This is a genomic window from Promicromonospora soli, from assembly GCF_014653785.1.
Lineage (GTDB): Bacteria > Actinomycetota > Actinomycetes > Actinomycetales > Cellulomonadaceae > Promicromonospora > Promicromonospora soli.
Map to the genome: position 1 here is coordinate 455,028 of NZ_BNAS01000001.1, position 21,523 is coordinate 476,550.

At 69.5% G+C, this 21,523-nt stretch carries 21 protein-coding genes and 1 pseudogene; 12 read left to right on the top strand and 10 right to left on the bottom strand.

Going from position 1 to position 21,523, the window contains the following annotated elements:
- The first annotated feature begins 37 nt into the window (after positions 1-37).
- Complete coding sequence (locus IE250_RS02050) at positions 38-709, top strand: GntR family transcriptional regulator (protein ID WP_189667594.1); 672 nt, start codon at positions 38-40, stop codon at positions 707-709.
- Positions 710-799: 90 nt separating this feature from the next.
- On the opposite strand, the gene solA is transcribed toward IE250_RS02050, so the two are convergent.
- On the bottom strand, positions 800-1,954 hold the full coding sequence (gene solA, locus IE250_RS02055; RefSeq protein ID WP_189667595.1) for an N-methyl-L-tryptophan oxidase: 1,155 nt from the start codon (positions 1,952-1,954) through the stop codon (positions 800-802).
- Between the two features lie 312 nt (positions 1,955-2,266).
- On the opposite strand from solA, the gene IE250_RS02060 reads away from it, so the two are divergent.
- From IE250_RS02060 to IE250_RS24315, 4 genes are all read left to right on the top strand, one after another.
- Positions 2,267-2,941, top strand: coding sequence for a haloacid dehalogenase type II (locus IE250_RS02060; protein ID WP_189667596.1), 675 nt, complete (start codon positions 2,267-2,269; stop codon positions 2,939-2,941).
- Between the two features lie 333 nt (positions 2,942-3,274).
- Positions 3,275-3,400 carry a hypothetical protein gene (locus IE250_RS24770; protein ID WP_268247767.1) on the top strand — a complete coding sequence of 42 codons (126 nt, stop codon included), beginning with the start codon at positions 3,275-3,277 and terminating at the stop codon, positions 3,398-3,400.
- Complete coding sequence (locus IE250_RS02065) at positions 3,384-4,481, top strand: fatty acid desaturase family protein (RefSeq protein ID WP_189667597.1); 1,098 nt, start codon at positions 3,384-3,386, stop codon at positions 4,479-4,481. The genes IE250_RS24770 and IE250_RS02065 overlap by 17 nt, the downstream gene beginning before the upstream one ends.
- A gap of 99 nt (positions 4,482-4,580) precedes the next feature.
- The gene (locus tag IE250_RS24315; RefSeq protein ID WP_229872058.1) at positions 4,581-4,916 is read left to right on the top strand and encodes a LapA family protein; all 336 of its coding nucleotides are present in this window, start codon (positions 4,581-4,583) and stop codon (positions 4,914-4,916) included.
- A 73-nt stretch (positions 4,917-4,989) separates the two neighbouring features.
- Here the strand turns inward: IE250_RS24315 and IE250_RS02075 are convergent, their stop codons facing one another.
- The 5 genes from IE250_RS02075 to IE250_RS02095 all read right to left on the bottom strand — a co-directional run bounded on the left by IE250_RS02075 (position 4,990) and on the right by IE250_RS02095 (position 8,874).
- The gene (locus tag IE250_RS02075) at positions 4,990-5,154 is read right to left on the bottom strand and encodes a hypothetical protein (protein WP_229872059.1); all 165 of its coding nucleotides are present in this window, start codon (positions 5,152-5,154) and stop codon (positions 4,990-4,992) included.
- Positions 5,151-5,918, bottom strand: coding sequence for an amino acid ABC transporter ATP-binding protein (locus IE250_RS02080; RefSeq protein WP_189667598.1), 768 nt, complete (start codon positions 5,916-5,918; stop codon positions 5,151-5,153). The genes IE250_RS02075 and IE250_RS02080 overlap by 4 nt, the downstream gene beginning before the upstream one ends.
- Entirely contained in the window at positions 5,915-6,799 is an 885-nt protein-coding gene (locus IE250_RS02085; protein ID WP_189667599.1) for an amino acid ABC transporter permease, read from the bottom strand. The genes IE250_RS02080 and IE250_RS02085 overlap by 4 nt, the downstream gene beginning before the upstream one ends.
- A gap of 58 nt (positions 6,800-6,857) precedes the next feature.
- A complete protein-coding gene (locus IE250_RS02090; RefSeq protein ID WP_189667600.1) occupies positions 6,858-7,790 on the bottom strand; it encodes an ABC transporter substrate-binding protein in 933 nt (310 codons plus the stop codon).
- A gap of 280 nt (positions 7,791-8,070) precedes the next feature.
- Complete coding sequence (locus IE250_RS02095; RefSeq protein WP_189667601.1) at positions 8,071-8,874, bottom strand: GntR family transcriptional regulator; 804 nt, start codon at positions 8,872-8,874, stop codon at positions 8,071-8,073.
- A gap of 80 nt (positions 8,875-8,954) precedes the next feature.
- On the opposite strand from IE250_RS02095, the gene IE250_RS02100 reads away from it, so the two are divergent.
- From IE250_RS02100 to IE250_RS02120, 5 genes are all read left to right on the top strand, one after another.
- Positions 8,955-9,629, top strand: a complete 675-nt coding sequence (locus tag IE250_RS02100; protein ID WP_189667602.1) for a haloacid dehalogenase type II — start codon at positions 8,955-8,957, stop codon at positions 9,627-9,629.
- A 23-nt stretch (positions 9,630-9,652) separates the two neighbouring features.
- Positions 9,653-10,930 carry an NAD(P)/FAD-dependent oxidoreductase gene (locus IE250_RS02105; protein WP_189667603.1) on the top strand — a complete coding sequence of 426 codons (1,278 nt, stop codon included), beginning with the start codon at positions 9,653-9,655 and terminating at the stop codon, positions 10,928-10,930.
- 14 nt (positions 10,931-10,944) lie between these two features.
- On the top strand, positions 10,945-12,447 hold the full coding sequence (locus tag IE250_RS02110; protein WP_189667604.1) for an aldehyde dehydrogenase family protein: 1,503 nt from the start codon (positions 10,945-10,947) through the stop codon (positions 12,445-12,447).
- 42 nt (positions 12,448-12,489) lie between these two features.
- Positions 12,490-14,139: a LuxR C-terminal-related transcriptional regulator gene (locus tag IE250_RS02115; RefSeq protein WP_189667605.1), complete on the top strand. Its 1,650-nt coding sequence runs from the start codon at positions 12,490-12,492 to the stop codon at positions 14,137-14,139.
- 153 nt (positions 14,140-14,292) lie between these two features.
- Positions 14,293-15,372 (top strand): class I SAM-dependent methyltransferase, encoded by a 1,080-nt coding sequence (locus tag IE250_RS02120; protein ID WP_189667606.1) that lies wholly within the window; start codon positions 14,293-14,295, stop codon positions 15,370-15,372.
- A gap of 33 nt (positions 15,373-15,405) precedes the next feature.
- Here IE250_RS02120 and IE250_RS02125 read toward each other — a convergent pair whose 3' ends face one another.
- Complete coding sequence (locus IE250_RS02125; RefSeq protein WP_189667607.1) at positions 15,406-15,810, bottom strand: pilus assembly protein CpaE; 405 nt, start codon at positions 15,808-15,810, stop codon at positions 15,406-15,408.
- A gap of 167 nt (positions 15,811-15,977) precedes the next feature.
- On the opposite strand from IE250_RS02125, the gene IE250_RS02130 reads away from it, so the two are divergent.
- On the top strand, positions 15,978-16,499 hold the full coding sequence (locus IE250_RS02130) for a hypothetical protein (RefSeq protein ID WP_229872060.1): 522 nt from the start codon (positions 15,978-15,980) through the stop codon (positions 16,497-16,499).
- Between the two features lie 7 nt (positions 16,500-16,506).
- On the opposite strand, the gene IE250_RS02135 is transcribed toward IE250_RS02130, so the two are convergent.
- Positions 16,507-17,028, bottom strand: coding sequence for a CGNR zinc finger domain-containing protein (locus tag IE250_RS02135; RefSeq protein WP_189667608.1), 522 nt, complete (start codon positions 17,026-17,028; stop codon positions 16,507-16,509).
- Between the two features lie 343 nt (positions 17,029-17,371).
- On the opposite strand from IE250_RS02135, the pseudogene IE250_RS02145 reads away from it, so the two are divergent.
- A pseudogene (locus tag IE250_RS02145) lies at positions 17,372-18,158 on the top strand (hypothetical protein); the annotation flags it as partial.
- A 21-nt stretch (positions 18,159-18,179) separates the two neighbouring features.
- Here IE250_RS02145 and IE250_RS02150 read toward each other — a convergent pair.
- Complete coding sequence (locus IE250_RS02150; protein WP_189667610.1) at positions 18,180-20,810, bottom strand: beta-galactosidase; 2,631 nt, start codon at positions 20,808-20,810, stop codon at positions 18,180-18,182.
- The gene (locus IE250_RS02155) at positions 20,807-21,472 is read right to left on the bottom strand and encodes a YesL family protein (RefSeq protein WP_189667611.1); all 666 of its coding nucleotides are present in this window, start codon (positions 21,470-21,472) and stop codon (positions 20,807-20,809) included. The genes IE250_RS02150 and IE250_RS02155 overlap by 4 nt, the downstream gene beginning before the upstream one ends.
- Between the last annotated feature and the right edge of the window lie 51 nt (positions 21,473-21,523).

Here is a 21,523-nt window from a genome sequence, read left to right on the forward strand (position 1 = left end):
AGTGCACAAGACCCTCGGAGGGACTATTCTTCATGGCATGTCAGCACTCGAAGGTCTGGTGGTACAGCGGTCCACGGCCGCGCAGCAGTTGGCCGCGGGCCTCGCCTCGCGCATCGTCGCCGGCGCATTCGCGCCGGGCGACCGGCTTCGGGAGAGCGCGATAGCGACGGAGCTGGGTGTCGCCCGCAACACGGTGCGGGAGGCGGTCCGGATCCTCGAGCAGAGCGGGCTCGTGCAGTATCAGGTCAACCGCGGCGCCGTCGTCATCTCACCTACGCCGGAGAGGGTCGACGCCCTCTACACCGCCCGCGAGGTGCTGGAGACCGCGGCCGTTTCCGGCCCGGCGGGGAAGCCTGAGCTGGCGGCACTGAGGACGGCGTACGACGAGCTCGTCGAGGCAGCGGCCTCGCACGACCCGCTTCGCATCGTCGACCTGGACCTGGCATTCCACTCCGCGATCGTCGCGATGTTGCGCAGCAGCCGCCTCGACGAGTTCTACGCCGAGCTCATGGTCGAGCTCCGCTTCTACCTGACCGTGCTGTCGTTGGAGGATCGCGAGTTCGAGCACCCCGACGACATCCTCGCGGAGCACCGGGTGATCCTCGAGGCCATCGAGTCCGGCGACACCGCCACCGCAGTCCAGCAGGTTCGCAGCCACGTCGAGGAGAACGCCAGGCGGGTCATCGAGATCCTGAACGGTCGCGACTGAGCTCGAAGCCGCAGCTTCCTCGCCGGCCAGTCTCCCCGGAAGGGGCAGTCACTTCGTTGCGCTGCGCCACCCGGGACGACCGGATCCCGGTCATCTGCTCGTCGATGGCTCCAGCAGATGCCGGCCGGGCGCCAGGAACGACACGTCCCGGCCGGTCGAACCATTCGTGGCGAAGTCGGCGGCGATCTCGCCCATGACCGTGGCGAACTTGAAGCCGGAGCCCGAGAAACCACAGGCCACCACGAGCCGAGCATCGGAGGTGGCGGGACCGAGCAGCGGCATGCTGTCAGGGCTGAACCCCTCGACCCCCGTCTGGAGGCTGACCGGATCCGGGTGCAGGCCTGGGAAGAATTCGCGGACCGCGGCCGCCACCCGGGATGCGAACGCCGGGTCGACGACGCGGTCGACGTTGGCGAGATCGCGGACCTCCGGGTGCGTCTCGAACTTGATGCCGACCTTCACCGTGGCACCGTCGAGCGTGGGGAACCCGTACGCCTGGATGTCGCCTACGCGCTCGAAGACGCCGAACACGTCCGGGTGGTAGTCGCGCGGGCTCCGGGCGAGGTACCAGGCCTGCACGATCCGTCGGGGGACGACGCGCTGACCCGCCCCGGGGACGAGCTCGCCCGCCCACGGACCCGGTGCGAGCACGACGCGGTCGTAGACCTGTTCGCCGCCCCGCGTCACGACCGCGACACCGGTTTCCCGCGGCTCGACCGCGACCACCTCGGTGTACGGGCTCACGGCGGCACCGAGGGCGGACGCGCGTTCCACGGCGGTGGCGACGCTCGCCTCGGGCCGTAGGTATCCCGCCAGGGGGTCGGTCACGCCGACGTCGCCGGCCCGTATCACGTGCTGCGGGAAACGCGGGCCGAGGGCGGCGGCGTCGAGCACCTCGTGAGGAAGCCCGTTGTACCGGGCGGACGCGTTCGCAGCGAGGATCTCCGGAGTGCCCTCCGGCCCGAGTACCACACCGCCGGTCTGCCGGAGCAGCTCGCGCTCGGTGTGCTCCTCCAGCTCGCGCCACAAGCCGAGAGCCTCCACGGCCAGCGGCGTGAGGCGAGGCTCACGCTGGCTCTGTACCGAGAAGCGGCGAGTCTGACCCGCAGAGGCACCCCGGTCGTGCGCAATGCCGAAGCGCTCGTAGCCGTGGACGGTCACGCCCCGTTCCGCCAGGCGCCACAGGGTCATGGACCCGATCGCCCCCAGGCCGATCACGGCCACGTCGGCTCCACTCGTGCTCATCCGCTCGTCCTCTCCCAAGACAGTTGGGCGCTGGCGCCCTGATCACCGTCGGCCTCGTTGCCGGCGCTCGAGCTTCGGGCCGCCGGGTCGCGCCGGGCTCCCAACGCAACCTACGAGCGTCGGTGTCGATTGTCAACAATTTCAGCAGCACGCGCGGTTTGTCGTGGGACGCAGCGGCGCCTGGGTGCGGCAAGCCCAAGGGATCGCGGCCCCGGACCTGCACATCGCCCGCAGACTGTGGACTGTTGACAATCGACGAGATAGGGCCATACGGTCCCTTCGGTAAACCCAGCACCCGAGAGGACCCCCCTGATGAGCCACCCGAACTTCAGGCCGAAGTACGTCTCGTTCGACTGCTACGGCACCTTGATCAGCTGGCCGATGACGCCCATCACCAAGGAGCTGGTCGGTGACCAGATCCCCGCGGAGCACTGGGACCAGTTCGTCGCCGAGTTCCGCGGGTACCGCTACGACCAGGTCAGCGGGGAGTACTACCCCTACGAGCAGGTGCTGCAGGACTCCTTCGAGCGGGTCTGCCGCAAGTGGGGGATCGAGGCCGACCCCAACGCCGGGAAGCGCTTCGCCGACGGCGTCAGGAGCTGGGGCCCGCACCCGGACGTGCCCGCGCCGCTGAAGAAGATGGGCGAGCACTACAAGCTGGTGATCCTCTCCAACGCCGACGACTCCTTCCTCGCCGAGAGCGTGCCCCGGCTCGGAGCCGACTTCCACGCCGTCTACACCGCCGAGCAGGCAGGCTTCTACAAGCCCCGGTACGCCGCGTTCGAGTACATGCTCGACCAGCTCGATGCATCGCCGGAGGACTTCGTGCACGTGTCGTCGCACACCCGCTATGACCCTCTGCCGATGCACGACATGGGTTTCCGCAACCTGGTGGTCCTGGACCGTGGCTGCGACCCGGTGCCGGACGGCTACGGCCTCGTGACGGTCAAGTCCCTGGACGAGCTCAACCTCATGCTCGGCATCTGACCAAGGACACGTCTTCGTAGGCGATCGGCTGCTGTCGGAGTCACCGCTGCGCGGTCATCCCCTGCCACTCTCGAGCCGGGAGCCCTGTCCATCCCGGTGTTTTCGAGCCCCAGCTCTGGAATGGCCCGGCTTGCATCGGTGCTTGCACAGGCTGCCGCCCCGCGGCGAGCTGTCCTTCTCCAGCGCCGAGCCGATCAGGTGGATTCGAGCCCGGCCTGGAAGACGACGAACCGCCGCCGTCATCGTCGTCGGCTGGGTGCAAGGCGCTGCACCGCCTGCCTGAACGCCGACGAACGTGAGGCGACCAACCGGCTTTGATGGTCGGATGGGATCATGGAAGCCACCACTCCTTCGTCCTCCGGGGCGCCGCAGGAGGTAGTCCTGAGCCCGCGTGGCGTGCTGGACACGGCCTTGCCCCCGCAGCTCGAGACGGAGGCCGAGCGTGTCCGCTTCGAGTGAGAACCCCCAGGTTCCGGGGTCGGTCGAGCGCGTACGCCGGGCCGCGCGTCGGGTGACGAACGACTACTCGGTCCTCGCGCGCATCGTCCGCGAGTCCGGCCTGCTGCGACGGCGCCACGGCTACTACTGGACGCGGTTCGGCCTGACGATCGGCGCCCTGGCGGGTGTGTGGGTCTGGATCGTGCTGCTCGGCGAGTCGTGGTGGCAGCTGGCCCTTGCGGCAGCGATGGCGTTCGTCCTGGCGCAGCTCGCGTTCCTCGGGCACGACGCCGCGCACCGGCAGGTCTTCCGCTCACGGGCGTGGAACGACTGGGCCGCGCGCATCCTGGCGAACGCGTTCGTGGGGCTGAGCTACGGATGGTGGACGACCAAGCACAACGCGCACCACGCTGCGCCGAACCAGGAGGGACAGGACCCGGACATCTCACCAGGGGTCATCGCGTTCACTCGCGCGGTCATGGCCGGCCGCCGGGGCTGGCGGGGATGGCTGGCTCGCCGCCAGGGCTGGTTCTTCCTCCCCCTGCTCACGCTGGAGGGCCTCAACCTCCACGTCGCGAGCGTACGCACAGTTCTGGGCCGCGAACCGTTGCCCCATCGCTGGGTCGAGGCACCTGTCCTGCTCACGCGGCTCGCCATGTACGTCGGCGTCCTCTTCCTCCTGCTGCCACCACGGCTCGCGATCGCGTTCCTCGCGGTACAGCTCGCCGTGTTCGGCGTGCTCCTGGGCGGGGCGTTCGCCCCGAACCACAAGGGCATGCCGATCGTCCCGGCGACCGCCGAGATCGACTTCCTCCGCCGGCAGGTGCTCATGTCCCGCAACATCCGGGGCGGCTGGGTGATCGACCTCCTGATGGGCGGGCTGAACCGGCAGATCGAGCACCACCTGTTCCCCAGCATGCCCCGGCCCAACCTCAAGCACGCTCAGTCCCTCGTGCGTGAGTACTGCTCCCAGCTCGGCGTGGCCTACACCGAGGTCGGATTCTTCACGTCCTACCGGATCGTCATCTCCTACCTGAACAACGTGGAGCGACAAGCCCGCGACCCCTTCACCTGCCCCGTCGCGGGTATGTACGGTCGCTGAGGCCCCCACGCCCGGCCGCGCACCGGGCGTAGGATCGGACTATCCGGGCGAACGCGCCCCAGCTGAGGTGCGCGGGCCCGGAACCGCAAGGAGGCCATCTTGGCCACCCACCCCCTCGGCGCCGCCACCAACGGTGATCCCGGCAGAGCAGTCCCCGGTCGAGACGCTGTGCCGCGTGCCGGCCGGAGGGCTCCACGCACTCGTGCGGGCGCGGCCTGGGTAGGGGTCTGCATCGCGGCCCTCGTCCTGGTCGCTCTGATCATCTTCATGCTGCAGAACACCGAGCTGGTGCTGGTGACGTTCCTCGGCATGCAGGGATCGGTGCCCCTTGCGCTCGCCCTTCTCATCGCGGGGATCGGCGTCGGGATCGTCGCCATGGTCATCGGCACCATCCGCATCAGTCAGCTCCGACGACGCATCTCCCACAGCTCCTGACCGGGCACCGCCGGGGAGCTCACGGACCGCGCGAACCCGCGCGTCCTTGACCACCCCCGCACCGTTCGGAGTGTCATCCGGAACAGCCGAGTGTCGCCGCCCACGGCGCTGCGGGGGTGTGCGCCGGCGACGCAGCCTCGAAGCCGACCGCGGGGACGCTCAGCTTCGAGGCCTGCCACAGCGCCATGGTGCCGACACTGCCGACGCCGATGACTGCGAGCGGACCGTCCGACGTCACAGCACTTTTTCCAGGAACTTCTGCGTCCGTGGTTCCTTGGGGTTGCCCAGCACCTCAGTGGGCGGTCCTTGCTCCACGACCACGCCGCCGTCCATGAACATCACGGTGTCGGCCACCTCCTTGGCGAAGCCCATCTCGTGAGTGGCCACGAGCATGGTCATCCCCCGCTCGGCCAGGCCCTTCATGACGGCGAGGACCTCCCCGACCCGCTCCGGGTCCAGGGCACTGGTCGGCTCGTCAAAGAGCATCACGTTCGGATCCATGGCGAGGGCACGGGCGATCGCCACGCGCTGCTTCTGGCCGCCCGAGAGCTGCCACGGATAGTGGTCGCCGTGTCCGGACAGGCCGACGTCTGCCAGCAGCGAGTCCGCTCGCAGGGCTGCCGTCTTCTTGGCGACACCCTTGACCAGCACCGGGCCGGCCATCACGTTCTCCCGCGCGGTCATGTTCGGGAACAGGTTGAACTGCTGGAAGACCATGCCGATCCGGGTGCGCTGCATCGCCACCTCCTTGCGGTTGCGCGCGCGGTAGGCGGTCTCGGTCTCGACGAACCCGAGGTCCTCGCCGTTCACCCTGAGGATCCCCCGGTCGGCCTCCTCGAGCCCGTCGATGCAACGGAGCAGCGTGGATTTGCCCGACCCGCTGGGGCCGATGACGCACACGATCTCGCCACACTTGACGTCCAGGTCGATGCTGCCGAGCACCACCCGGTCGCCGTAGCACTTGCGCAGCCCGCGGGCGTAGACGGTTCCGTCGCCGTTCATCGCGCCTCACCACCCAGCGGCACAGGGTCGACCGCGGCCTCGCTGCTCACCCGGGATTTCACGAGGGAATACCTCTTCTCGATCAAGGACTGGGGGTAGCTGAGGGCCAGCGTCATGATGAGGTACCACAGACAGGCCACGATCAGCAGCGGGATGGTCTGGTAGGTGCGGGCATAGATCAGCTGGGTGCTCTGCAGCAGCTCGGCCACACCCAGCACGCTGACCAACGACGTCTCCTTGAACATCCCGATCATCTGGTTCCCGGTCGCCGGGACGACGGTGGGCATCGCCTGCGGGATGATCACCCGGAACAGCTTCTTCCGGGCGCTCATCCCGAGCGAGTCGGCCGCCTCGATCTGGCCCTTGTCCACCGACGCGAAGCCACCCCGGATGATCTCTGCGAGATAGGCCGCCTCGTTGAGCGACAGGCCGATGATCGCCGCGGTGGTCGCACTCATCAGCGCGTTCACGTCGACCGCTTGCGAGATGCCGGTGAACGGGATCCCGACCGCGATGTTCGGGTACAACGCGGCGATGTTGAACCAGAAGATCAGCTGCACCAGTACCGGGGTTCCCCGGAAGAAGGTGATGTAGCCCGACGCCAGGAGCTGGACCGGGCGCACCGTCGAGGCCCGCATCACTGCGACGACCATGCCCAGGATGCCCCCGAAGAGCATCGCCAGGATCGTCAGAACGATGGTCAGCCGTAGGCCTTCCAAGATGGTCGGAGCCGTGAAGTACTGGCCCACCACGTCCCACTGATAGTTCTCGTTCGTGACCAGGGTATGGGCCAGCCCGCCGGCAACCAGCACGCACACCGCCCAGGCCACGTACTCGAGCGGTCCGCGCCTGTGCAGCCGCGGCTTGTCAGTGGCATCCATAGCCTTCGCCTCCTCAGTTCGGTCGCGTTCGACCAGGCCGGTATCTGGAGCCATCGGTCTAGTTCAGAATGTTCGAGGTGGGAATGGCCCCCGCGCCCAGCCCCCACCGGTCCAGCGCGGCCTGGTACGCCCCGTTGTCGATCAGGTGCTGCATCGCGGCATGCAACGCCGGGGTGAGCGGGGAGTCGTTGGGAAGGCCGAGGGCGACGATGGAGTCGCCCTCCTTCTTCTGGTACTGGGGCGAGAGCAGCTCGAACGCCTGCGGCTGCTGCTGCGCCGCCCAGGCCAGCTGCGAGGTGTCGGAGAAGATGCCGTCAATGCGCTTCGACGCGAGCTGGGTGAGCGCACCCTGGATGTCCGCCAGGACCACGGCGTCGACAGCGTCCTCGCCGTTGGCCTCACACGTCTGGGAGATCTCGGGCAGGAACGTCTCCTGTTGCGTGCTGCCCGACATCACCGAGATCTTCTTGCCACAGATGGACTGGTCGGCCAGACTCAGGCCCTGGGGGTTGCCAGTCGCCACGATGAGGGACGACCCGGCCTCCCAGTAGGTGATCATGTCCAGCACCTCGAGCCTCTCGGGGGTCGGACTCATGTTGGTGGCGGTGAAGTCGTAGCGGTGAGCGGCGATGCCGGGGATCACTCCGTCCCAGGTCACGTTCTTGACCTCGACCTCGAGCCCGAGCGCCTCACCCAACAGGTGGGCGACGTCGACGTTGTAGCCGACGGGCGTCTTGTTGTCCTCGGCGAGGAACGAGGTGGGCGGGTAGTGCAGGTCCGCGGCCATGGTGATCGTGCCGCCCTCCTGCAGGTCTCCCGGCAGCAGCTTGATCGCCTCGGGGTCGGGCTGTACCTGCGGCAGCTCCTCGGCGGAGCCGGCGTCGGCGCCAGGCGCCTCCTGGGTGGCGGCGGGGGCGCTGCACCCGCTGGCCGTCATCAGCAGCGCGGCGCCAAAGACTGACGCGGCGAGCTTGCTTCGTTGCACTCTCATGTCGTTTCCCTTCAGGCGGTGAATGGCTTGCCACATACAACCATGATGATCGCCGATTGTCGACACTCGCCTGTAAACATCTCGTTTCACTGGAGCTTGAGCGCGCCCGGAGTTCGGGAGCAGCCCTACGCCACTCGAACGACGGACGCCCGTCACCGGGAGATCGACAGAAAACTGAGGATCTCCGGGGACGGGCGTCGTGGTAGTGGCTCGCGCACGAGTCGCGCCTACGCGGATCAGTGCCCGGCGAGCGCCGGGGCAGCCAGGTTCGCGCGCGGGGTCAGTTGCTAGAGGGCTGCGACCCGGTGAGATGGCTCGCGGCCAGGGTCAGGTGGTCGTTGATGGCCTTGAGCAACGTCTCTCGCTCACCGGCCGCGAGGGCGTCGATGAGGACGCCGTGCTCGTCGACGAGCTCTTCGCCGGACGGGAGTGCGATCTCGAGCCTGTTGATGCACGCCAGGGTCTGAGCCGAGAGGATCGAGTAGGCGTCGTCGAGGCGCGAGTTGCCCGCAGAGGCAACCAGCGTGGTGTGAAACTCCAGGTCAATGGCCGATATCTTCCGGCGATCGCCCTGCTTCAGAGCGATGCGCAGCCTGTCCAGCACCGCCCGCAAGGCGTCAGTCGCACGGGCCCGAGTGCCCGGCCCGCCGTCGATGATCCTTCCGGCAGCGTGGCTCTCGATCGCGCATCGTGCGTCGTAGATCTCCCAGATGTCCGAAGCCGTGAAAGCCGCCACCGAGACACCCCGGTTGCGCGCAGAGACCAGCAGCTTCTGCTGGACGAGCTGCTGGAGCGCCTCGCGCACCGGGGCACGGGACACGTCGAGCAGCTCGGCGATCCGAGTTTCAGCCAGCGGTTCGCCGGGCCTGAGCCGCCCCTCGATGATCATCTGCCGCAGCTCTTCGCTGATGCGATCAGAGGTCGACTTCCGCTCGAACGTCTTCAGCCCACTTAGACCCGACACAGCCACGATCGACTCCCCTCGGTCACCGCCGGCACCGCTGGTCGGCCGCCGCCACGTTGCCTCCAGCATTCTCTGCCCCCAGCAGGCAACTGTCAACAGCGTTCTGCCGACTGTCGACAATCGTCAGGTCTTGCGCTATGTTCGGTGCACGCCGACGACGGCGCCCGCACGACCGCTCCGCACACCGACTGGAACGAACGATGTCGACCTCAATCCCCCGCCCGCAGTACGTGTCCTTCGACTGCTACGGCACGCTGATCTCCTTCGAGATCGTCAGCACCACCCGTCGCCTGCTCGGCGACCGTCTGACCGAGGACCAGATCGAAATCTTCCTCACTGACTTCCGCAAGTACCGCTACGACCAGGTCTGCGGCGAGTTCTACGCCTACGACCAGGTCCTGCACGACGCCTACGCACGTACCTGCAAGAAGTGGGGGCTCGAGGTCAACGAGGACGCCGGCCAGCAGCTGGCCGCCGCGGTGTACTCCTGGGAGCCGCACGACGACGTTCCCGCGCCGCTGAAGAAGCTCGGCGACAACTTCGCCCTCGTGATCCTGTCGAACGCCGACACCAAGTACCTCGACGTCTCCGTCCCCAAGCTGGGGGCGGACTTCCACGCGGTCTACACCGCGGAGCAGGCCGGCTTCTACAAGCCGCGCTACCAGGCGTTCGAGTACATGCTCGACCAGCTCGGGGCCAAGCCGGAGGACTTCCTCCACGTCTCCTCGCACGTGCGCTACGACCTGATGCCCGCCGACGACCTCGGGTTCACGAACAAGGTCTACCTCGACCGCGGCTACGACGTTCAGAGCCCGGCCTACAACTACACCACCGTAAAGTCCCTGGACGAGCTCAACTCGCTCCTCGGCATCTGACCCGGCGCACCTCAGGAGGAAATGTGAAGCTCACGCCCTACTGGCTCGACACCGCGACGCCGTCCGGTGACTACCGCCGGACCCCCGTGCCCGAGCGCGCGGACATCGCCATCGTCGGCGCCGGCTTCACCGGCCTGTCCGCTGCCCTCGAGGCCGCGCAGCACGGCGCATCCGTGGTCGTGCTCGACTCGCACACGGTCGGCTGGGGCGCATCCGGTCGCAACGGCGGTATGGCCACGACCGGTCTCGCGATCGGGCTCGGCAAGGCCATCAAGCGATACGGCCAGGCCCGTGGCCTCGAGATGTTCTCGGAGTACAACCAGGCCATCGACACGATCGAGGAGCTGGTGAAGGAGCACTCGATCGACTGCGACTTCCAGCGCTCCGGCAAGCTGACGCTGGCCATGAACGCCAAGCAGGTCGGCCAGATGCGTCAGACGCAGGAGACGCTGGCGAAGCTCGCGGACTACTCCGTGACCGTCGTCGACAAGCCGGACCTCCACAGCGAGATCGGCACCGACTTCTACGCCGGCGGCATGGTGGACCCGTTGGGGGCTGGGGTCCATGTCGGCAAGTTCGTGCACGGGCTCGCCGAGGCCGGCACCCGGGCAGGGGTCACGATCTGCGAGGACGCCCAGGTCACCGAGCTGGCCGCCCGTCCCGGAGGCGGTCACGCGGTCCGCACGACGCGCGGCGTGATCGACGTCGACCGGGTCCTGGTCGCGACCAGCGGCTACACCGGATCGCTGACGCCGTGGCTGCAGCGGCGGACCATCCCGGTCGGCAGCTTCATCATCGTGACGGAGCCTCTGCCGCTCGAGACGGCCCAGCGGATCCTGCCTCGCAACCGGCAGGCCGCCGACAACAAGATGCTCACGTACTACTTCCGCCTGACGCCGGACAACCGCCTGCTCTTCGGAGGCCGGGCCAGGTTCGCGCTGTCCAGCCCGGACTCCGACCTCAAGAGTGCCGAGATCCTCAAGCGCGCAATGAGCACGTTGTTCCCCTATCTCTCCTCGGCGCGCGTCGACTACACCTGGGGCGGGCTCGTCGACCTCACCATGGACCAGATGGTGCATGCCGGGGAGCGCAACGGGGTGCACTACTCGCTCGGCTACAGCGGCCACGGGGTCCAGATGGCGACCTACATGGGCAAGCAGATGGCGCTGTCGATGCTCGGGAAGCCGTCGCGGAACCTGTGGGAGCACCTGCCGTACCCCGCCGTCCCCGGCCACTTCGGACCGCCTTGGTTCCTTCCGATCATCGGCGGGTACGCCAAGGTCGTCGACCGGTTCAGCTGACGAGGAGTCCAGACATGAGCGCATCAAACCAGTGGGTGGTGACCGAGGACGTCGCCGCCGAGCCTCGGCTCGTCAGCGATCCTGCCCCCGACCTGTCCGTGCCCGGCGGGGCTTTCATCGACGGCTCCTGGCAGCGCGACGACCTCAGGCTTCCGGTTACCGATCCGGAGGACGGTCGGCTGCTGGGGTACGTCGCTGACTCGACCCCGGCGGACGTCGCGGCTGCGGTGTCCGGCGTCCAGGAGTCGCTCGGAGGAGAGGACTGGCCGCTGTGGGCCCGCAGCGAGGCACTCCACCAGGCGTCACGGCTGCTGGCGCAGGACTCGGCCCGGTTCGCCCACCTCATCGCCTCCGAAGGTGTCAAGACGCTCGCGGAAGCGCGGCGCGAGGTGGTCCGCTGTGTGGAGACCCTGCGGCTCTCCGCCGAAGCCGGGCCGGTCCTCACCGGTGAGACGATCCCGTTCTCGGCGAGCCGGAGCGGTCGCGGCAGGGTCGGCTGGTTCACCCGCGAGCCCGTCGGCGTGGTCGCCGCGCTCACCTCGTTCAACGACCCTCTCAACCTGGTGGCGCACAAGCTCGGGCCGGCGCTGATCGGCGGCAACGGCGTCGTCCTCAAGCCCTCGGACCACACGCCGCTCACTTCGTTGGCGTTCGTCGATCTCCTGCTCTCGGCCGGCGTGCCGGCGGGACGAGTCGCCGTGGTCTGCGGGAGCGCCCGGGCCGGGCAGGCACTGGTTACCGACGAGCGGGTCGCGCTCGTGTCCTTCACCGGTGGGCCGAGGACCGCGGCGAAGATCACCGCGGCCGCGGGACCGCGGAAGATGCTGATGGAGCTCGGCGGGAACAACCCGACGATCGTGTGCGCGGACGCGGTCCTCTCCGACGCCGTCGAGGCTGTGGTCGACGGCGCGTTCGGCGTCGCCGGGCAGAACTGTCTGTCGGTCCAGCGTGTCTACGTCCATGCCTCGGTCTACGAGGAGTTCCTCCAGGACACCGTCGCCCGAACCAGGCGGCTCAGGGTCGGCAGCAAGCATGACCCGGGGACGGACGTCGGTCCGCTCGTCAGCGAGGCGGAGGCACAACGCGTCGAGCTGTGGGTCGGCGGGGCGGTCGCAGACGGAGCGACGGTCCACGCGGGCGGGATCCGACGCGGCGCCTTCTACGAGCCGACGGTCCTCACCGGCGTCGCCGACGGCTCGCAGGTGCTCACCGACGAGGTCTTCGGCCCGGTCGTGACGATCATCCCCTTCGAGGACCTCGACATCGCGATCTCGGCATCCAACAACACTGAGTACGCGCTCCAGGCGGGGGTCTTCACCCAGTCCGTCGAGACGGCGTTCGCTGTGTCCGCTCGGCTGGTCGTGGGGGCCGTCGTCGTCAACGGCACGAGCGACCTGCGCGTGGACTCCATGCCGTTCGGCGGCTTCAAGAACTCGGGCATCGGACGAGAAGGGGTGCAGTTCGCCGTCGAGGCCATGACGGAACCGAAGGCCACGATCGTGAACCTGGTCTCATGACGTGCGGCCGCCGTCCGGCGGGCGGCGGTCTACCGTGGACGTGTGGGGTCGAAAGGTCCTGACCAGCGAGCTCTGATCGAGCAGGCACGCGCCGCGCACCGGGAGCACCGGTATGACGTGGCCTACGACGCGTTGCGCGCCGCCCGCGAGCTCGGCGCCCTGGGCCCCGAAGACGTGCACCGGCTCGCCGACGCCGCGTGGTGGCTGGGCCTTCTGCCCGAGTGCCTGCGCCTCACGGAGCTGGCGCACCGGGACTTCCTCGCTACCGGGCACCTCGACCGGGCCGCCACCCAGGCGCTCGACATCGGCGGCATGCTCGCGATGCGCGGCGAGCCGGCCCTCGCGTCCGCCTGGCTCAGCCGGGCGCGCCGCCTGCTCGAAGGGCTCCCGGTCGGGCCTGCGCACGGCACCCTCTGGTACGTCGACCTGTCGTTCGCGCTCGAGGAGGGCCGGCTCGACGAAGCCGCGCGGACGGCGGAGGAGCTGCGTCGGCTGGGTCAGGCGCACGGCCATGACGAGTACGTCGCGCTCGGCCACCTCGGCCAAGGACTCGTCCTGCTCCGCCGCGGCCGAGTGACAGAGGCGTTCGGGCAGATGGACGAGGCGATGCTGCTCGTCGTCGGCGGCCAGGTCGACCCCGAATGGGCCGGTCACATCTGCTGCATGATCGTGTCCGCGTGCCTGGACGTCGCGGACCTGAACCGTGCGCGGCTCTGCTCCGAGGCCGCGTACAGGTGGCTCGAGGACTTCGAGCACGCTGTCATGTTCACCGGCGTATGCCGCGCGCACGACGTCGACCTGCTGGTCATCGAGGGCGACTGGGCTGCGGCCGAGCGCAAGGCGGAGCTGGTCGTGCGAGACCTGGCGGACCTGAATGTCGAGGCGGTCGCCGAGGTCGAGTACCAGCGGGGCGAGTGTCATCGCCTGCGCGGTGAGTACAACGAGGCGGAGGTCTCGTACGGGCGCGCGGCGGCGCTCGGCTGCGAACCCCAGCCGGGCACTGCTCTCCTCGCGCTGGCGCGCGGTGACGTGGCGACTGCCTGGGAGACGGTCTGCGACGCGGCTGCCCGCGCGGCCACGGACCCGTTCCGGAGCGCCAGGCTGCTACGTGCACTGGTGGAGATCGGCGTGGCGGCCGGGCACCCCGACGCAGCAGCGAATGCCGCGGTGCGGCTGCGCGAGCTCGCCGACACCTTCGGAACTCCCGGCTTCCAGGCCTGGGCCGCTCACTGTTACGGCGTCGTCGCCCTTGCGCGCGGCGACGCGGCCGGCGCGCTCGCTCCCCTGGTGCGCGCCTCCTCGGACTTCCGCCGGATGCGCGCATGGTGCGACGCCGCCGCGGCGGACCTGCTCTTGTCCGACGTGCACGCCACCCTCGGCGACGCCGCGAAGGCCGAGCAGTATCGGGACTCTGCCGTGGCCGTGTTCCACCGGCTGGGGATGCCCACGCCCACCGTGATGCCACGACCGCGCAGCGAGCTCGACGGTGTGCTGACCGCCCGTGAGGCGGAGATCCTGGCCCGGGTCGCGACCGGCGCCGCCAACCGCGACGTCGCGGAGTCGCTGTCGATCAGCGAGGCGACCGTCCGACGGCACCTGGCGAACATCTACCTCAAGCTCGAGGTCCGCACCCGCACGGCGGCGTCCGCCTGGGCGTACCGGCACGGGCTGGTCCCCGAGGCGCGCGCCTGACGGCCTGGATCGGTCCCGCGGGGTCCGGCATACATCATCCGGACCATGGGCCCGGACCAGGACTCACCGTATGGTCGATGCGCCCGGGAGACCTGGTGGACGACGCTCGAAGTCGACGGCCCGCAAACGGCGGGCCCCGACCGAGGAGCCGACATGACTGCACTCGAGACCTCTCCCGATCCGACGGCCGTCGAGGCGTTCGGCGACCGCATGGTCCAGATGCTGAACGAGGCCCTCACCGGGCTGCTGGTCAGCCTCGGCCACCAAGCTGGGCTGTTCGACACGCTGGCGGCCATCGGGCCGGCAACCAGTACGCAGCTCGCCGAGGCTGCGGGCTGCGACGAGCGCTACGTCCGCGAGTGGCTGGGCGGCTTGACCGTGTCCGGCATCGTGCGTCACAACCCAGAGGCGGACACCTACCGGCTGCCGCCCGAGCACGCCGCGTGGCTGACCGCCGACGCCGGCCCCAACAACATGGCGCGCACCCTGCAGTTCGTCCCGATGCTGGCCGAGGTCGAGCAGGACATCCTGACCTGCTTCCGCGACGGCGGAGGCCTGTCCTACGACAGGTACCCCCGGTTCCACGCCTGGATGGACTCCGAGAGTCGTGCGACGGTTGACGTGGCTCTGCTCGACGTCGTAGTGCCGCTGGTACCCGGTCTCGACGAGCGGCTTCGGGCCGGGATCGACGTCGCTGACGTCGGGTGCGGCAGCGGACACGCGATCAATGTGCTGGCCCAGGCTTACCCGGCGAGCCGGCTGGTCGGCTACGACTTCTCCGAGGAGGCGATCGCCCGGGCGCGAGCCGAGGCGACCCAGCTCGGACTGACCAACGCACGGTTCGAGGTGCGCGACGTCGCCGAGCTGGACGAGCCGGGGCGCTTCGACCTGGTCACCGCGTTCGATGCGATCCACGACCAGGCATTCCCCGCGCGGGTGCTGGCCGAGGTGTCTCGTGCATTGCGCCCTGGCGGAACGTTCCTGATGGTCGACATCAAGGCGTCGAGCAGCGTCGACGACAACATCGAGAACCCGTTCGCCCCTGGCCTCTACGCGTTCTCGGTCTTCCATTGCCTGAGCGTCTCGCTGGGCCTCGGAGGGGTCGGCCTGGGCACGGTGTGGGGCCGTCAGCTCGCCACGTCGATGCTGCACGACGCCGGGTTCGCATCCGTCGAGATACGGGAGATCGAGGACGATCCGTTCAACGACTTCTACGTCTGCAGCAAAGCGTGAGCGGTGGCCTGCGTCGCCCCGCTCCGATGACGGTCAGCGGCTGAGCTCGATCAGCGCGAGCAGGGCCTGCCCGTAGGCGTCGGCGGGTTCCGGGTCGGCAAAGACCTGACGCCGGCCAAGGGTCTCGACCTCGACCTCGAAGCCGCCGTCGGTGCGGCGCAGGGCGCGGAAGCTCGATCGCAGGAGCGCGCGCAGCTGGTCTTCGCGCGGCAGCCAGAGGGCGTCCTCGATCGCTACCGAGTCGAGCGCCCACTCGGTGGTGCCGTTGAAGCCGAGGATCGTGCCCGTCGGGTACGCGTGCGCCTCGATGGTCATGGTGCTCACGGTGAAGACGTCGCTCGCGAGCTCGGGCGAGGCAATGCGGAACTGATCGCCGTCGACCGGGTTCCAGACCAGGCCGGCGTCGCGCAGCTTCGCGGCGAGCTCGGTAGAGATCACCGACCCATTATGCCCGCGCCCGGCCTCACCGTTTTCGGGTGAGGTACCCCCGCACCACCGCTCCCAGAGTGGAGAGGTCCCATCTGCCCGTCGCGATGGAGCGGAGCCAACCATGCGTCCCGACCCGCACGTCCGCACGATGCTGGCACGGCAGTAGGCGCGCCACCGTGCCGACCGACAGGCAAGATCCACGCCGCATCGACCCGGTCCACACACCGGACGAGTCGTACCAGCACCGCTCGGCCTACCTGTACGGACTGGTGATCACCGGCTCGGTCCTCGCAGCCGCGCCAGAGGACAGCGGACTCGTCCGGATCGTGGCGCTGCTGGGCGGCACCCTGGTCGTCTACTGGTGCGCCGAGACCTACGCCGACCTGATCACCGCGCGAACTCGCGCGCGCCGGCCCCTGCTCGCGACCGAACGCCGGGAGCTGCTCGCCGAAGGGCTGCCGCTCGTCGCCGCCTGCGCCGTGCCCGTTGTGGTGCTGCTGGTCGAGGCACTACTGCGCGTGCGGACCTCGGTCGCGGTCGACGTGGCCCTCATGGTCAACCTCGCACTGCTGCTGGTCGTGGGGTGGCGCATGAGCACCGCCGGCGGGATGACGGGCGTCCGCCGCCTGTGGTCGACGGCCATCGCGGGGCTGCTTGGTGTCGCCATGATCGTGCTGAAGCTGTCGCTGCACCACTAGAGCCTGGTCACGGCAGAGCTCGCTCGCGGTGCCTCCGTACGGCTGCTCGGTTGGCACAGCGCACCGAGCAGTACCGCTGTCGCCCGTTGCGCGTGACGTCGACCACCACCGCGGTGCACGGCTCGGATGCGCAGCGCCCCAGCCGGTGCATCCCACGCGTGACCAGGTGGAGCGAGGTCCCCACGCTGATCACGGCGCGCAGGACCGAGGACAGAACCTGGTTCTCGTCCCGGTAGTGCAGGTGCCACCCCTCGCCGTCGTGATCGGTGAGACGTGGATAGGCCGCGGTGGCGGCCATCTGGGCGTTCAGCAGCGCGGCACGCCGACCGGGATCGGACGCATCTACGATGCGCAGCCAGTCGTCGATGACGAGGCGCGAGCGAGCGTGGTCCTCCGGTTCCGCCTGGAACTCCATGGTCATGCCGAACTCGCGCGTCCGCTCCTCGATCCCCGCACGGTCGTCGGGCCATTCGTTGGCGAGCGATGCGGCAAGCAGGACCGCGTACTCACCGTAAGGGTTGAGATGCACAATGCCATTACATCATCGTGGGGTGCATGACCACGATCGATACCTGCCCGACACGGCTCATCAGCGCCCGCGATGCCCAGCACGAGCACTCGTGGGCGACGGAGTCACGCCACCCGACGTCGGTGGGATACGTGCTGTACGTGAGATGCACGGCGTGCGGCACTCATCGCGTGGATCTCCAGGGTCACCGGGATGCGCCGCCCGCGCCGCTGAGCAGAGTGGTGGGCAGCTGGTCGTAGCTGTCGCACGTGACATTGCGACGGCATCCCACCCGGTCTAGGTTCGAACGGATTCCCTGACATCGAAGTGCCGAACCTGATGACGAGCGAGGCGCACGCAGAGCGCCGGCACGGAGGGCGCCCATAGGCGCGTGGTCGAGATCGCCGAGAAGCTCAAGGCGCCGATCGTGCACGCGCTGCGCGGCAAGGAGTTCCTCGAGTACGACAACCCTACGACGTCGGCATGACGGGGCTGCTCGGCTTCGCCTCGGGCTACCGCGCCATGGAGAGCTGTGATGCGCTGCTGATGCTCGGCACCGACTTTCCCTACCAGCAGTTCTATCCGTCGAAGGCGAAGATCGTGCAGGTCGACATCCGGGGCGAGCAGCTCGGGCGCCGCACGCCGATCGACCTAGGGCTGGTGGGCGGCGTCGGCGACACCATCGACGCCCTGCTGCCCCTGCTCGACGACCGCGCCAACCGCAAGCACCTCGACACGTCGCTCAAGCACTACGCGAAGGCGCGGAAGGACCTCGACGAGCTAGCCGACAACGACCGCAACCGCGAGCCGATCCATCCGCAGTACCTCGCGCGGCTGGTGAGCGAGCTGGCCAGCGACGACGCGGTGTTCATCCCGGACGTCGGCTCCCCCGTCGTCTGGGCGGCCCGCTATCTGGAGATGAACGGCGCGCGCCGGCTGATCGGGTCGTTCTGCGCGCGGCTTTCGACCACGACGGCCCGGCGCTCGTCGACGTCGTCACCGCCCGGCAGGAACTGTCGATCCCGCCGGCGATCTCGGCCCAGCAGGTGAAGGGCTTCACGCTGTACGCGATCCGGACGATCATGTCGGGGTGCGGCGACGAGCTCGTCGACCTCGCCGACACGAACGTGTTCCGGCGCCTGTTCGACTGACCGCGACCAGCCCAGGGCAGCTCACTCCTGGGTGGCCGCGAGACGCACGCTGCTCAGGACCGGGGACTCCTCCCCCACCGTGCCGCGGACCAGGAACCGGATCGACCCGGCATTCCACGCGGCAGGCAGCCACAACCGGCCGGCGTCGCCGCCCGTGAAGCGTGGCCGTGCAGGATCGTCGAGCCAGACCCTGCCCAGGAGCTCCCCGCCGGCGAACGCGCTGACCCGGACCTGGGCACCCTCGAACCTGAGCGAGAGCCCGCCCGGGGGAACCGCCGCGTCGAACCACCGCTCCTCGCCGGTTTCCAGCTCCAGCGGCAGCGGCACGGTCGCACCTGCGGCGTCGGCGCGCGCGAGGTCGAGGATCGCCTCGTCCGGCTGCGGTTCCACGTCCCAGCCGAGAACCGGTTCAAGCCGCAACAGCTCGGCGACCAGCGAGCCCCCCGGCAGGTGCGGCACGGTGATCGCGACGTCGTGGCCCTCGCCGGGTGCCAGGTGAAGCCACGGGTCATCCTCGGTCACGGTGCGCGCCGCGCCGTCCACTGTCATCTGGACCGACCCGGCGACCCCGCCCAGGCGCAACGCATGGTGGTGCATCCCGTCCACGGGAAGGCCGCGCGAGTATGTGGTCGACTCTCCGGCACGGGTGCTGCTCCATCCTGCGAGCGAGCGCAGCGGGGCCGGCTCGCCCGGCCAGCCGCCCGCGGCGCTCACATGCCACAGAGCGGACACGTCGGACCGGCCGACGACCGACCACACTCGGCCGAGCCCGCGCAGCGACCCGAGCTGCAGGGCCGGTAGCCGGACGTCGTCGAAGTTCGCGTGCCCCCAGGTCTCGACGGTCGCGTCCAGGCGTCCCGCCCCGGCCACGGGCAGGAGGAACGTGGCCCCGAAGCGGGCGATCGTGGGCAGCGCCGCGCCGTCGAGCGCGATGTCGACGATGTCGGACGCGCGCTCGACCAGCAGCTCGTCCACTCCGGCGAGGCCGGCCGCGTAGTGCGTGCGCCCGCGGTGGACGCCCAGCTCCTCCGACGACGGCGGCAAGTCGTGCCGGGTGGTGAACCCGCTGCGCGTGGCGAGATCGAGCCTGGTCAGGGCCGTGACCGGCGGGTGCTCGGCCGCCACCGGACCGGCGTCCGCCCCTGCCGGGCCGGAAGCGCCGACCGGATCGGCAGCGCCGCCCGACGGCGCGGCCACGTCCCGGGGGTGGCGGACGACGACGTCCCACGCCACGCCGGGGGCCCCGGCCTCGACCCGGGCCTGGACCGGCGCACCGGGCGCAGGGGCGCCGAGCTCCACCAGCACGGGCTCACCGTCCGGGGCCGCCAGCACGATCGCGCTAGCGCCCGCCGCCGAGAGCTCGAGCCCGTCCGGCCCGGCACCGACGAGGTCGGCGCTCGCCAGTCGCAGGGTCCCCGGCAGCCCGAACCGGTCCAGCGGCAGGTCGCGGAGCACCAGCAGGCACGACGCCGCGGGCAGCGGCACCGCCACCTCGGGGCCGCCGGGCCAGGCCAGGAGCGTCGCCGTCCCGGCGTCGTCGGTCAGGTTCGGGACGCCGATCAGCTCGCCACCGCCGTCGAGCAGGAGCCGCGACGGTGAGGCGCTGGTGGCGACGTCGGCGGTGTACGCGTCGTCGGCGGGGGCGGTGGTCGCCATGGCGAGGGCCGGGCCGAGCGTGCGCAGGACGGCTGACAGGACGCGCGCCTCCGCGTGCTCGGGGCGCGCGCCGCCGACGGGGTCGAGGTATCCGCCGAAGTCGTAGTCGTGCGACATGAAGCCGCCGGGGTCGCCCCAGTTGCCCACCGAGGGCGTGTACCCGAAGTCGAATCCGGACGCCTGCAGGTACGGCGCGACGACCTTGGCCCCGCTGACGACCAGCCGCCGGAGTGTGGCGTGCAGCCGGTTCGTCTCGGTGACGAGGAGCGGCAGACCGCTGTCCGCGACGAGGTCCGCGTAGCGCCGGACCTCGGGCTCGATGAACGCCGAGCGGTCGTCCGGGTAGAAGTTGAAGGCGGGCACGACGTCGTCGACGTCCCCCGTGGCGCCGTTCAGGTCGCCCTGGCCCGCGCACGCGACGAGCGGGACGCTGATCCCGTGCCGCAGGGCGAGGTCACGCAGCCGGCCGACGTACCCGGCGCGGTCCGCGCAGTCGAAGAAGTCGAGCTCGTTCTCGAGCTGGACCGCCACCACCGCGCCGCCGCGCCCGTGCTCGCGCGCGGCGATCAGAGGCAGGACCTGGTCGAACCAGGCTTCCACGTGGGCAAGGTAGCGCGGCTCGGCCTGCCGGAGCCGCAGCCCTTCCTCGAGGGTGAGCCATGCGGGCAGGGCGCCACCGTCCCACTCCGAGCAGATGTACGGGCCCGGACGGGCGATCACCCGCAGGCCCGCGGCGTGCGCGAGGTCGAGGAACGCCGCGACGTCGCGCCGCCCCTCGAAGTCCCACCGCCCGGGGGCGATCTCGTGGAAGTTCCAGGGGACGTAGACGTCGACGAGGTCGTAGCCCGACGCCCGCACGGCCTCGAGGCGTGAGGCCCACGACTCGCGCGGGATGCGGAAGTAGAACAGAGAGGCGCACAGGCGCACCTGCTCGCCGCCGTCGAGCACGAGCCCCGACGGGCCGAGGGTGACGGCGGTCGCGGTGATCTCGGTCAATTCACTCCTGCGCTTTCCACGGAGACGGTCGCCTCGGGTTCGATGTACTTGCCGAAGATGCTCGTGAACACGGACCCGTTCACGAAGGCCGTTCCCGCGAAGCCGATCAGGAACCAGAGCAGGCCGTAGACCGTGGCCGCCGGATAGAAGACCGTGATGACGACGGGCAGCGCGGTGACGACGAGGACGGTCAGCGACGCGAACAGATGCCGGAGCGACATCAGGCGCGAGTTGTTCAGCACGTCCCGCACGCTGTTGTCGAACTTCGCCAGGTAGGGAAACGCATACAGGGCGACCAGCACGACCCTGAAAGCCACCAGGTAACAGATCGCCTGCAGGAGGAACCGAGCGACGGCGGAGAGGTCAAGAATCTCCACGGCCACGTACCAGGCTGCGAGGACCAGCGCGAGGAACGCCACGGCCAGCCCCAGGAGGGTCGCCTGCCTGAAGTTCGCCCGGAACGACCTGAAGTAGTCGCCCGTCACGGACTCGCACTCGTTCGAGCCGATCTTCATGGCGGTGTAGTTGAGGGCGGTCAGCGATGCCCCCAGCGTGACGACCGGGACGGACGTGGCGACAAACACCACGTTGAGGATCATCAGGTCCGCGACCCTGGTCAGGAACCGCAGGAGCGGTGAGTTCGCGTCGAAGATGCTGCGCACGATCGCCCTGTCTGTCGGAACGGCTGTAGGTACGGGCTGTGCGGGCCCGCG